A 12416-nucleotide genomic window follows, 5' to 3' on the forward strand; every position below is an offset into this window, starting at 1 on the left:
GAGGGATGTCAGCGGGCGATGGTCTGCGTACGCCAGATCTTCTTCTGCAACTGCAGGATCCCGTACACCAGCGCTTCGGCGGTAGGTGGGCAGCCGGGGACATAGATGTCCACCGGCACCACGCGGTCACAGCCACGCACTACTGCATAGGAGTAGTGGTAATAGCCGCCACCGTTGGCGCAGCTGCCCATCGAGATGACCCACTTCGGGTCCGGCATCTGGTCATAGACCTTGCGCAGGGCCGGAGCCATCTTGTTGACCAGGGTGCCGGCCACGATCATCACGTCGGACTGACGCGGCGACGGGCGGAACACCACGCCGTAACGGTCAAGATCCAGACGCGCCGCACCGGCGTGCATCATTTCCACTGCGCAGCAGGCCAGACCAAAGGTCATCGGCCACATCGAACCGGTACGCGCCCAATTCAACAGCGCATCGACGCTGGTGGTCACGTAACCCTTTTCGAGCAGGGGGTTGTCGCCTTCGGGGCGCAGGATGTCATCGACCCGCCCTTCCGGGACCGGGTTGTTCATCAGGCCGTCGAGCGTCTGAATTACTCCCATTCCAGCGCTCCCTTCTTCCAGACGTAAATGAAACCGAGGAAAAGCATGCCTACGAAGAGGCCCATCGTGACCAGCGAACGTGCGCCCAGTTCCATGAAGACCTGGGTCCACGGCACGATGAAGATGATTTCCAGATCAAATACGATGAACTGAATCGCGATCAGGTAGTAGCGCACATCGAACTTCATGCGCGCGTCCTCGAAAGCCTCGAAGCCGCATTCGTACGGCGAGAGCTTTTTAAGATCAGGACGTCGGGGACCGAGGAATCGGCCAACCAGCATCAGCGCAACGCCGATACCGGTGGCAACGATCAGAAACAGCAGAGACGGCAAATATTCGGCCAGCACAGCGATTCTCTCTTGCCTCTGCCGCTGCGCCTGCAGGCGCTTTGGCATGGGGGAGTGGACGGATACCGCTACCTGGCGCTTTGCGCGCCAGACGAACCCGCTTACAAACAAATGGTGCCCAAGAGGGGACTCGAACCCCTACGACTCTCGTCGCTACCACCTCAAGGTAGTGCGTCTACCAATTCCGCCACCTGGGCTTACGATCGCACCGGTTGTTCTCCAGTGCGCCGCATATTGTAACCGTCTTCAGCGAGTCTGGGTGCCTTCCGAAGGCTTTTCTTCACCAGATTTCGGCGTTTCCGCCTGAGCCGGCACAGTGGCCGACGGAACAGGCTGCTGCGACGGGGTTTCCGGGGCCTTCGGCACGGCCGGAAGCTCGCCTGCCGGGGCGGCCGGCGCAGTTGCGGCTGGCGCCGACATCAGACCCAGATCCTGCTGCGCCGCCGGGCGCGAGCCATGGCTGGCATACCAGGCCATGAAGAGGCTGATGCCGAAGAACACCACGGCCAGCCACTTGGTCGACTTGGACAGGAAGTTGGACGCGCCACGCGCGCCGAACACAGTGCCCGAGGCGCCGGCACCGAAACCCGACCCTGCGGCCGCGCCGGAACCACGCTGCATCAGGATGAGCGCGATCATGGCCACTGCGACCAGCACGTAGACCACATTGAGGATCAACATCAGCATTTCGAATCCGTCCTCGGACATGTCGTGCCGGCGGTTGAGCCGACAACGTAACTAATTAGCGCCCCGCCGCCGCGGCAGCGATGGCAAGGAAGTCCGCGGCCACCAGGGAGGCGCCGCCCACCAGCCCACCATCGACATCGGGCTGTGCGAACAGTTCCGCGGCGTTGTCGGGCTTCACGCTGCCGCCATAGAGGATCGACAGTGAATCCGCAATTCTAACATCGAGCTTGGCCACTTCGCCACGGATGAACGCGTGGACCTGCTGGGCCTGTTCCTTGGAGGCAGTCCGGCCGGTACCGATGGCCCAGACCGGCTCATAGGCGACCACGGCCTGGGCGAAGCCGGCGGCGCCGACCAGCTCCAGCACCGGGGCGAGCTGGGCGGCGATGACCGCCTCGGTCTGATGGGCCTCACGCTGCTCGAGGGTTTCGCCCACGCACAGGATGGGGGTCAGGCCGGCATGCAGGGCGGCGGCGAACTTGCGGGCGACCAGCTCACTGCTTTCGGCGTGGTACTGGCGGCGTTCGGAGTGACCGACCAGGCCGTAACGTGCGCCGACTTCAGCCAGCATGGTGGCCGAGACTTCGCCGGTGTAGGCGCCCTTTTCGTTGCTGCTGACATCCTGGGAGCCAAAGGCGACGGCGCGCCCTTCGAAGGCCTCGACCAGTTCGCCCAGGTACGGGAGCGGCGGCAGGACCACGACTTCGACGCCCTGCAGTGGGAGGTCGGCAACCAGGTCACTGACCAGGTCGGTGGCGAATTGGCGGCTGCCGTGCAGCTTCCAGTTACCGGCGACGATCTTGCGGCGCATGGCGGGGGCTCCTTTGGGTATCAGCCGGCCATGATAACGGATGCAACGAAATGGCGTTGGCGGGAAAACGCTTACATTTCAATTGGATATTTATTTTTTGTTGCGGCCCCAAGTCAAAAGCAAGGGCGACGGGGCCGGTGGACGTGCCCGGACTGGGCGGGCGTGGGTGGGACGGCTAAGACGCGGTGGGTCGGCGTTGAATCTGCCTTGCTCTCCGGCGAGGCAATCTGTCGGGGCGAGCGCTGCCATGCCCAGCCGGGACCGTCGTGCGCCATGGATGGCGCACGTCGAGCCCCCATGGACGGGTTTACGGCGCGTCCCGGCTGGGCATGGCAGCGCTCGCCCAACACGGGGCAGCAAATAGCCGAATGCAACCAGGGCAGCAATGTTTGGAGCCAGCCAGAGGCAGGCAATACACCGAATGAAGAAGGCCGCCTTTCGGCGGCCTTCGTTCTTGTCCCAGCGGGATCGCTTACTTCAGCTTGATCTCGCGCAGGCGCTCTTCCAGGAAGCCGTGGGCGGTGATCGGCTCCGGGTAGCGGCTCGGGTTTTCCGGGGTGATGCAGGTCGGCAGCACGTCGATAAGGAAATCCGGGTTCGGGTGCAGGAAGAACGGCACCGAATAACGCGGCTGGCGCGCCTGCTCGCCCGGGGGATTGACCACGCGGTGGATCGTCGAGGGATACACATGGTTGGTCAGGCGCTGCAGCATGTCGCCGATGTTGACCACGATGGTGTCCGCGTCCGAGGTGAACGGCACCCACTTGCCTTCGTGCGACTGGACTTCCAGGCCGGCCGCGCTGGCGCCGACCAGCAGCGTGATGAAGTTGATGTCGCCATGGGCACCGGCGCGCACGTTCGGGATGTTCTCGGCGGTGATCGGCGGGTAATGGATCGGACGCAGGATCGAGTTGCCGTTGTTGGTCTTGTCCGCGAAGAAATCCTCCGGCAAGCCAATGTGCAGCGCCAGGGCCGACAGGACGCGCGAACCCAGCTTGTCCAGGGCCTGGTAGATGCCGTAGCCACGCTCGCGGAAGCCCGGGACCTCGCTCGGCCACAGGTTCGGGGCCATCACGTCACGGTACGGGGAGTCGTCCGGGATCTCCCGACCGATGTGCCAGAACTCTTTCAGATCAAAGTGCTGCGAGCCCTTGGCGGTCTCCACGCCGAAGGCGGTGTAGCCGCGCGCGCCGCCGCTGCCGGGCACGTGGTACTGGCGCTTGGTCTCTTCCGGCAGCGCAAAGAAGGCCTTGAAGACCTCATACGCCGCGTCGATATCGGCCTGCGGAATGCCGTGGTTGCGGATGCCAGCAAAGCCCCATTCGCGGTAGGCCGCACCCAGCTCGGCCACGAACGCGTCGCGGTCGGTGTCAAAACGGGTGATGTCGAGGGTGGGGATCTGGCTCACAGCGATTCCTGCTTGTTCATGGTGGTCGGTGGGCCAGCTGTGGCCCGGCTGAACATTGTGCCAGATCGGGCCAACCCCGCCACCGATACATTGATACAAACCGATACAATGCGCGCGCCCAGACGGCCAGAACGGGCCAACGGCGACGCTCACGCGCCGCCCCCTTTACTCCCAGCGTCGCCCGGTCCGCCTCATGGATGCCCTGCCCTCTTCCTCATCGCCAATGGCGTTGCGCTGGCTCGCGCCGGCAGGGCCCAGCCTGTGGCCGATGGACCCGCATGACCTTCCACCCACGGCACCGCACAGCGCATGGGATGCGCTGGTGCGATCCCGCAGGCAATGACGATGGCCGCCCGCGCAGGCCGCGGGCGCTTTTCCACACATGGACTGTCCACCGATGAACGTGCCACTGAAAATTCTCCATACCGAGGCTGCCAAGGGATTTGGCGGGCAGGAGATCTACATCTATCGCCACATGCTGGCCATGCGCGAGCGCGGCCATGACGTCTCCCTGCTCTGCCAGCCCGGCGCCCGCCTGGGCGAGATGGCGCGCGAAGCCGGCTTCACCGTCCACGCGCTGAAAATGGGCGGTCTGCTGCGCATGCTGCGGGGGATCTGGTCAGTCTCGCGCCTGGTGCGCCGCCAAGGCTACGACGTGGTCAACACCACCAGCCGCCGCGACAGTCTGATCGCCGCTGCCGGTGCACGCCTGGGCGGCACGCCCCTGGTGGTGCGCTCGCGCCACCTGATGAGCCCGATCAACTCGCTGCTGACCTACACCGGCCTGCCCCATCGGGTGATGACGGTGAGCAGTTTCGTGAAGAAGCTGATGGTCAGCCGCGGCATCGAGGACGCGCACGTCGGCATCGTCCCGCCGATCGCGGTACCGCCGCAGTGGTCGCAGATCGCCAAGCGCGATCCCTGGCAGTGCCTGCAGGACACCCGCGCGGACGTGCGCGCGGAGCTGGGCTTCAACGACGAACAGATCGTGGTCGGCTGCGTCGCGGTGCTGCGCGAACCCAAGGGCCACCTGGAGCTGCTGCAGGCCATGGCACCGCTGTGCCGCGCCGATGCGCGGGTGCAACTGGTGATCGTCGGCGACGGCCAGCCGGTGATGGACCGCCTGATCGCCCTGCGCGAGCAGCTCGGCATCGCCGCCCAGGTGCACTTGCTGGGCTACCGCCAGGGCGCTTGCCGGCTGATGACCGGTTTCGATATCTTCGCCCTCGCCACCCACAAGGAGGCAGCCGGCACGGTGTTTCTCGAAGCGGCGTACGTCGGCGTGCCGATCGTCGCCACGCGCGTGGGCGGTGTGCCGGAGATGGTGGTGGAAGGCAGTAACGCCCTGCTCGCGCCACTGGGCGACCAGACTGCGTTGACCAACGCACTGCGCACCCTGATCGAGCAGCCCGACCGCCGCCAGCAGATGGGCCTGGCGGGCTGGGAGTGGATGCGCAGCGCCCACCGTTTCACCCCGACCGGTCACACCGAAGCGACCGAACACTATTACCACCAGTGGTTGAAGGAACTGGGCCATGGCCAACGCTAGATCCGTCCCGGTGCTGATGCACCACCATGTCTCCCCCTCCCCGGGGATGATCACGGTGTCGCCGGAGAACTTCGAAAGCCAGATCGCCTGGCTGGCGGCCAACGGCTGGACCTCGCTGACGCTGGACCAGTACGCCGACTTCCTCGCCGGCAAGCCGACCCCCGCCAAATCGATCGTGATCACCTTCGATGACGGCTACCTGGACAACTGGGTGTACGCGCACCCGATCCTGGCCAAGTACGGGATGCACGCCGTGGTGTTCGTGGTCACCGGCTGGATGGGCGAAGGCGATGTCCGCCCGCACGCCGGCCAGCCCGGCGCCACCGTGCCCGCAACGCCGGACCATCGCGGCTGCGAGGCAGCGATCCTGCGCGAGAACCGTCCGGACGAGGTGATGATGCGCTGGAGCGAAGCGCGCGCGATGATCGCCGCCGGCACGTTCGAGGTGCACTGCCACACCCACACGCACACGCGCTGGCTCAAGCAGGATATCTCCCGCGAGCACAAGCGGCAGGGCATCAGCGGCGACCTCTCGGTGGCACGCGAAGTACTGCAGCAGCAGTTGGGCACCGTCTCGGACACGCTGTGCTGGCCGTACGGCGATTTCGACGAGGACTACGTGCAGATCGCACGGGCACAGGGCTTCAAGTACCTGCACACCACTCATCCGTTCGGCCGCAACGTGGTCGGCGGCGATCCGGGACACATCTACCGGTTCGCGATCCGCAACCGGCCGGCGAGCTGGCTGCGCAAGCGCATCGCCTACAGTTACCACCCGTTGATCGCCCCCCTGTTCAACCGCTTCAAGGCGAAGAAAAAGAAGATGGTGGCGGGGCCGTAACGCGCCACCGCGCTGCAACGAAAACGCCCCGGTCTCCCGGGGCGTTTTCAGTTTCCGGCATCACTGCACGGCTCAGGCCGCGGCCGCCGCCTTCACCGCTGCCGAGAGATTGTCCAGCGTGGACTGCATCAGCTCGGCGCTGTCTGCCTCGACGGTGACGCGCACCACCGGCTCGGTGCCCGACGGGCGCAGGAACGCACGGCCGCGCCCCTTCACTGCCTGCTGCGCAGCCGCCAGCGCGACCTGCACGCTCTCGGCCTGCACGGTGGCCTTGGCCGCGCCCTGCAGACGCACGTTGACGGTCTTCTGCGGCACCTTGTTGAGCACCGACAGCACCTGGCGCAGCGAGGTCCGGTCACGGCGCAGCACTTCCAGCACCTGCAGCGCGCTGACGATCGCATCACCGGTGGTGGCGCGATCCAGGCACAACAGGTGACCGGAGGCTTCGCCGCCGAGCACGCCGTTGTTTTCGACCAGGGCCTGATGCACGTAGCGGTCGCCGACGTTGCTGCGCTGGAACGGGATGTTCAGCCGTTCCAGTGCCTGCTCCAGGCCGAAGTTGGTCATCAGCGTACCGACCACCGGGCCATGCAGGCGACCGCTGCGCTGCCAGGCCTGGGCCAGCACGAACAGCAGGTCATCGCCATCGACCGGGTTGCCCTGGTCGTCGGCCATCAGCACGCGGTCGCCATCGCCATCGAAGGCGATACCGAAATCGGCGCCGACCTCGCGTACTTTCGCCGCGAGATTGTCGATGTGCATCGAGCCGACGCCATCGTTGATGTTCAGACCGTTGGGCGCATCGCCGATGCTGACCACCTCCGCGCCCATCTCGCGGAACAGCAGCGGGGCGACGTGATACGTAGCACCGTGCGCGCAGTCGAGCACGATCTTCAGCCCACGCAGATCGAACCCGCGCGGCACGCTGGCCTTGCAGAATTCGATGTAGCGACCGACCGCATCGCGCGCACGCATGGCCTTGCCCAGCCGCTCGGACTCCACCGTGGTGAACGGCGCATCGAGCGCGGCTTCCAGCGCCAGCTCGGTGGCGTCATCGAGCTTCTCGCCATCGGCGGAGAAGAACTTGATGCCGTTGTCGTAGTGCGGATTGTGCGAGGCGCTGATGACGATGCCCGCATCCGCACCGAGGGTGCGGGTGAGGAAGGCCACCGCCGGCGTCGGCATCGGGCCGAGCAGCTGCACATCGGCGCCGGCGGCGACCAGCCCGGCTTCCAGTGCGGCTTCGAACATGTAGCCGGAGATACGGGTGTCCTTGCCGATCACCACCACCGGGCGGTGCCCGTTGCGCTCGGTCAGCGCACGCCCGAGCGCATTGCCCAGGCGCAGTACGAAATCGGCGGAGATGACGCCCTCACCGACCTTGCCGCGGATGCCATCGGTGCCGAAATACTTGCGCGACGCCATCAGGCCGCCGCATCCGGTGCCGGTGCGGGCTGACGCGCCAGCATGGCCAGGAGCTCCGACAGGCGGTCGCGCATCTCGCGGCGGTCGCAGATCTGATCGATCGCACCGTGCTCGAGCAGGAACTCCGAGCGCTGGAACCCTTCCGGCAGCTTTTCGCGCACGGTCTGCTCGATCACGCGCGGGCCGGCGAAGCCGATCAGTGCCTGCGGCTCGGCGATGTTGATATCGCCCAGCATCGCGAACGAAGCCGACACGCCACCGGTGGTCGGATGGGTCAGCACCGAGATGTACGGCAGGCCGGCATCGCGCAGGCGACCCAGCGCGGCCGAGGTCTTGGCCATCTGCATCAGCGAGAACAGGCCTTCCTGCATGCGCGCGCCGCCACTGGCGGAGAAGCACACGTAGGGGGCGCCGATCTCCAGCGCCTTTTCCGCGGCCAGCGAGAAACGCTCACCGACCACCGAGCCCATCGAGCCGCCCATGAAGGCGAAATCGAAGGCCGAGGCAACCAGCGGGCGACCCTTCATCAGGCCCTGCATGGCGATCAGTGCGTCGTACTCGCCGGTGTTCTTCTGCGAGGCCTTGATGCGCTCGCTGTACTTCTTCTGGTCCTTGAACTTGAGCAGGTCCGTCGGCCCCAGGCGCGCACCGATCTCGGTGGTGCTGTCCGCATCGAACAGCGCGGCCAGGCGCGCACGCGCGCGGATGGCCATGTGGTGGCCACACTTGGGGCAGACTTCCAGGTTCTCTTCCAGCTCAGGACGGTAGAGCGCGCTGCCGCAGCTGCTGCACTTCTCCCACAGGCCCTCGGGGACGCTGCGCTTCTTGCTGGGGACGTTGTCGGTGCGGATGCCAGACGGCATCAACTTGCTGAGCCAACTCATGCGGGATGCTACTTCCGTTCAGGGCGGCCCGGGGGCCGCAAAGGCGGACAGTCTAGCTCACCGTTTCCATGCTCGGGCACCCCCCGGCGGTTGCCGGGGGGCTGACGCAAACCATTCTGGTACGTACGTTTACGTGCTTCAGGCAGCGTCGAGGGCGCGTCGCAGCGGCGTGAGGAATGCCTGCGCGGTTGCCGCCGCGGCCGTGGCGTCGGGCGCCTCACCCAGCGCAGCCACCAGCGCACTGCCCACCACCACGCCATCGGCCTCCACGGCCATGGCGGCGGCACTGGCCGCATCCTTGATCCCGAAGCCGGCCACCACCGGCACGCTGGAGCGGCGGCGCAGGTCGCGCAGGCGGGCACTGGCGGCGCCGCTGTCCAGGCGCTCGGACGCACCCGTCACGCCGGCGAAGCTCACGTAATACAGGTAGCCCTGGGCCATCGCGGACAACGTATCCAGACGGGTATCTGCGGTCGTCGGCGACGCCAGCAGGATCAGTGCCAGGCCGGCCGCGGTGAAGATCTCGCGGGTTTCAGCCGCTTCTTCCGGCGGCAGATCGACCAGCAGGATGCCGTCCACGCCCGCGGCGATGGCGGACTGCGCGAAGCGGGCCGTGCCGTGGATCTCGATCGGGTTGAGATAGCCCATCAGCACCACCGGCGTAGTGGCATCGTCCCTGCGGAACGCGGCGACGGTCTCCAGCACATAGCGCAGCCCTGCCCCACGGGCCAGCGCACGCTCGGAGCTGCGCTGGATGGTCGGGCCGTCGGCCATCGGGTCGGAGAACGGTACCCCCAGCTCGATCACGTCCGCACCGGCGGCGGCCAGTGCATGCATCACCGGCACGGTGGCCTCCAGGCCCGGATCACCGGCGGTGATGAAGGGGATCAGCGCCTTGCGGCGCTCATCGCGCAGGCGGGCAAAACAGGCATCGATACGGTCCACGGACATCTCAGGCACATCCTTCAATCAGTTCAACGGCGCCACTGGCGCCCCAGTACAGCTTCGATATCACCCCGTCGAAGATCTCCAGCCGGATCGCCAGATCCGAACCGGGGTCCTGCCAGGTCAGGTACTCGCCCGTTTCCGGGTCATAGGCATGCGGTGCGCGGGTAGTGCCGGGAGGGAGGCGCTTGAGCGCGTCATCCAACGTCATGCCCAGCCGCAGCCCGAACGGCCCCGGCTGGGTAATGGCCTCGTAGGACTCCTCGATCGGGGCCAGCTCGAAGCGCTGCACGTGGTCATCCTCGACCATCATCGAGACGCCTTCGGGCAGGTTGCCACGTTCGTAGTACTCGCAGGCGCCGTTGGGCTCGCCTTCGCTCAGGCCGGCCGAATGCCACGGGCCATCGGCGGCGAGCTCGGTGAAGCGCTGCCCGATGAGCACATCGCCGGCATGATCCAGCGCGACCGAGACCACCGACGGCGCAGCGTCATCCACAACAGGCGCATCGACAGCCCTGGGCGCTTCCGGCGCGTCCTCGATGGGGCGGTTGGCAATGTCATCATCATTGCTCGCCAGCTGCCGCGCCGGCGCCACCGCGCCCACAGGCGCGGCAGGGGCCGGCAACACCGGCGGATCCGGGGGCGCGCAGCCGGTCAGGCCGACCACCATCAGCAGCGCACTTCCCTGGCGCAGCAGCGGATTCACAGAACGAGACCCTCGCGGGCAGCAATGGTATGTACGTCCTTGTCGCCACGGCCGGACAGGTTGCACAGCACCAGCTTGTCGCGCGGCAGCTCGCGCGCGATCTTGATCGCCTGGGCCACTGCATGACTGGATTCCAGCGCGGCCAGGATGCCTTCGCTGTGGGCCAACTGGTGGAATGCAGCCAGCGCTTCGTCATCGGTGATACCGACATACTCGGCGCGGCCGGCATCGGCCAGGAACGCGTGCTCCGGGCCGACGCCCGGATAATCCAGGCCGGCCGAGACCGAATGGGTCTCGGTGATCTGGCCGTCGTCGTCGCAGATCACATAGGTGCGGTTGCCGTGCAGCACGCCCGGGCGGCCGGCCGCGATGGAGGCAGCATGGCGACCGGTCTCGATGCCGTCGCCGGCGGCTTCGGCACCGACGATGCGCACGTCGCGATCATTGAGGAAGGCATGGAACAGACCGATCGCATTGCTGCCACCGCCAACGCAGGCGGTGATCGCATCGGGCAGGCGGCCGTAGTCGGTCAGCATCTGCGCGCGCGCTTCGCGGCCGACGATGGCATTGAAGTCACGCACCATGCGCGGGTACGGGTCCGGGCCGGCCACGGTGCCGATGATATAGAAGGTGTCGCGCACGTTGGTGACCCAGTCGCGCATCGCTTCGTTGAGCGCGTCCTTGAGCGTGGCCGAGCCGGAGGTCACCGGTACGACGGTCGCCCCGAGCAGCTTCATGCGGTAGACGTTGATCTTCTGCCGTTCGATGTCGGTGGCGCCCATGTAGACCACGCATTCCAGGCCCAGCCGGGCGGCCACGGTGGCACTGGCCACGCCGTGCTGGCCGGCGCCGGTCTCGGCGATGATGCGCGTCTTGCCCATCCGCGCGGCGAGCAGCGCCTGGCCGATGGTGTTGTTGATCTTGTGCGCGCCGGTGTGGTTCAGGTCCTCGCGCTTGAGCAGGATCTGCGCGCCGCCGACCTGCTGGCTGAGGCGCTCGGCGTGATAGATCGGGCTGGGACGGCCCACATAGTGGGTCAGATCCTTGTCGTAGGCGGCGATGAAGGCCGGATCGCGACGCGCTTGGTCATAGGCGGCCGCCAGCTCCTGCAACGGCCCGATCAGGGTCTCGGCGACGAAACTCCCGCCGTAGCGGCCGAAATGACCGTTGGCATCGGGGTAGGCGTGGAAATCGGCGATGGGGGAGATGGGGGAAGCAGACATAGCGCGACAGCCGGTGGAGACAGGCTGCCAATTTAACGCACCTGTCATGACAGGAATATCGATAATATCTGCCACAACCTGTCAGGAAAACTCACATGACCGACGGACCGTTGCCCCCGCTCAATGCCCTGCGCAGCTTTGAAGCGGCCGCCCGGCTGGGCGGGGTTGGCCGTGCGGCGGAGGCACTGCATGTCACCCATGGCGCGATCAGCCGCCAACTGCGCCTGCTGGAGGAGCACCTGGGTGTCGTGCTGTTCCAGCGCGAAGGGCGTGGGCTGCGCCTGACCCGCGCCGGCGAGGATCTGCAGGCCGCCTGCGAAGGCGCCTTCGACCAGATCCGCGAGGCGGTGGTGGCCCTCAAGCGCCAACAGCGGCCCGAAGCGTTGGTGCTCGGCTGCAGCGGCAGCATCCTGGCGCGCTGGATGATTCCCCGCCTGCAGGCGCTGCAGAGCGCCCTGCCCCAGCTGCCGCTGCATTGGTCCGCGCAGGACGGGAGCTTCACCGCCGAACAGCAGGGCCTGGATGCGGTCCTGCTGCTCGCCCAGCCGCCGTGGCCGCGCGGCTGGCGGGTGCGGGAACTGGCGCCGGAGCGGGTGGGCGTGGTGGTCAGCCCGCAGCACCCGGCCGCGGCGCGGCTGGCACATCAGCCGCCCTCCTCCTTGTTGGGCGAATCGCTGTTGCATACGACCTCACGCCCGCAGGCGTGGCCGGCCTGGGCCCTGTCGCATGGGCTGGCGCCGGCACAGCTGCAGCTGGGCAGCGGCTTCGAGCATCTGTATTACCTGCTGGAGGCGGCGGTTGCCGGACTGGGCGTGGCGATCGCGCCGGAGCCGCTCGTGGCCGATGAGCTGGCCGCCGGCCGGCTGCTGGCACCCTGGGGATTCGGCGCGACCGGGGGGTTCTGGGTACTGGCCACGCCGGAGGGCGCGGCGGACCCACGGGTGGATGCGCTGGCCGGGTGGCTGCAGGAGCAGCTGGCGGGATGACGCCGCCACGACCAACGGTCGTGGCCTACACGTGGGGCGGG

13 protein-coding genes and 1 tRNA gene are annotated in these 12416 nt (G+C 66.9%); 3 read left to right on the forward strand and 11 right to left on the reverse strand.

What is annotated here, in order from left to right; all coding sequences use genetic code 11:
* Nucleotides 1-8: 8 nt before the first annotated feature.
* From ABE571_RS05555 to ABE571_RS05580, 6 genes are all read right to left on the reverse strand, one after another.
* Entirely contained in the window at nt 9-563 is a 555-nt protein-coding gene (locus ABE571_RS05555; RefSeq protein ID WP_019182677.1) for an NADH-quinone oxidoreductase subunit B, read from the reverse strand.
* Nucleotides 554-910 (reverse strand): NADH-quinone oxidoreductase subunit A, encoded by a 357-nt coding sequence (locus ABE571_RS05560; RefSeq protein ID WP_026069699.1) that lies wholly within the window; start codon nt 908-910, stop codon nt 554-556. Before ABE571_RS05560 ends, ABE571_RS05555 begins: the two co-directional genes overlap by 10 nt.
* A gap of 112 nt (nt 911-1022) precedes the next feature.
* Nucleotides 1023-1107: transfer RNA gene (locus ABE571_RS05565), tRNA-Leu, on the reverse strand.
* Nucleotides 1108-1156: 49 nt separating this feature from the next.
* Nucleotides 1157-1597, reverse strand: coding sequence for a preprotein translocase subunit SecG (gene secG / locus ABE571_RS05570; protein ID WP_346481772.1), 441 nt, complete (start codon nt 1595-1597; stop codon nt 1157-1159).
* 55 nt (nt 1598-1652) lie between these two features.
* A complete protein-coding gene (gene tpiA, locus ABE571_RS05575; RefSeq protein ID WP_346493353.1) occupies nt 1653-2408 on the reverse strand; it encodes a triose-phosphate isomerase in 756 nt (251 codons plus the stop codon).
* A gap of 472 nt (nt 2409-2880) precedes the next feature.
* Nucleotides 2881-3816: a 2-oxoglutarate and iron-dependent oxygenase domain-containing protein gene (locus tag ABE571_RS05580; protein WP_313208958.1), complete on the reverse strand. Its 936-nt coding sequence runs from the start codon at nt 3814-3816 to the stop codon at nt 2881-2883.
* A 397-nt stretch (nt 3817-4213) separates the two neighbouring features.
* Here ABE571_RS05580 and ABE571_RS05585 point away from each other — a divergent pair, with 397 nt between their 5' ends.
* Nucleotides 4214-5365, forward strand: a complete 1152-nt coding sequence (locus ABE571_RS05585) for a glycosyltransferase family 4 protein (RefSeq protein WP_346482772.1) — start codon at nt 4214-4216, stop codon at nt 5363-5365.
* Complete coding sequence (locus ABE571_RS05590) at nt 5352-6206, forward strand: polysaccharide deacetylase family protein (RefSeq protein ID WP_346493354.1); 855 nt, start codon at nt 5352-5354, stop codon at nt 6204-6206. Before ABE571_RS05585 ends, ABE571_RS05590 begins: the two co-directional genes overlap by 14 nt.
* Nucleotides 6207-6278: 72 nt before the next feature.
* Here ABE571_RS05590 and glmM read toward each other — a convergent pair whose 3' ends face one another.
* The 5 genes from glmM to trpB all read right to left on the reverse strand — a co-directional run bounded on the left by glmM (nt 6279) and on the right by trpB (nt 11389).
* Complete coding sequence (glmM, locus tag ABE571_RS05595) at nt 6279-7631, reverse strand: phosphoglucosamine mutase (protein WP_346493355.1); 1353 nt, start codon at nt 7629-7631, stop codon at nt 6279-6281.
* Nucleotides 7631-8515 (reverse strand): acetyl-CoA carboxylase, carboxyltransferase subunit beta, encoded by an 885-nt coding sequence (gene accD, locus ABE571_RS05600; protein ID WP_070470925.1) that lies wholly within the window; start codon nt 8513-8515, stop codon nt 7631-7633. Before accD ends, glmM begins: the two co-directional genes overlap by 1 nt.
* 138 nt (nt 8516-8653) lie before the next feature.
* Nucleotides 8654-9460: a tryptophan synthase subunit alpha gene (gene trpA, locus ABE571_RS05605; protein WP_313209014.1), complete on the reverse strand. Its 807-nt coding sequence runs from the start codon at nt 9458-9460 to the stop codon at nt 8654-8656.
* 7 nt (nt 9461-9467) lie between these two features.
* Nucleotides 9468-10166 carry a hypothetical protein gene (locus ABE571_RS05610; protein WP_313208955.1) on the reverse strand — a complete coding sequence of 233 codons (699 nt, stop codon included), beginning with the start codon at nt 10164-10166 and terminating at the stop codon, nt 9468-9470.
* Nucleotides 10163-11389, reverse strand: a complete 1227-nt coding sequence (gene trpB / locus ABE571_RS05615) for a tryptophan synthase subunit beta (RefSeq protein ID WP_346493356.1) — start codon at nt 11387-11389, stop codon at nt 10163-10165. Before trpB ends, ABE571_RS05610 begins: the two co-directional genes overlap by 4 nt.
* A 95-nt stretch (nt 11390-11484) precedes the next feature.
* Between trpB and ABE571_RS05620 the strand changes: the two genes are divergently transcribed.
* A complete protein-coding gene (locus tag ABE571_RS05620; RefSeq protein ID WP_313208953.1) occupies nt 11485-12375 on the forward strand; it encodes a LysR family transcriptional regulator in 891 nt (296 codons plus the stop codon).
* Nucleotides 12376-12416: the final 41 nt, after the last annotated feature.

Origin of the sequence: Stenotrophomonas sp. TWI273 (assembly GCF_039674765.1) — a bacterium.
GTDB lineage: Bacteria > Pseudomonadota > Gammaproteobacteria > Xanthomonadales > Xanthomonadaceae > Stenotrophomonas.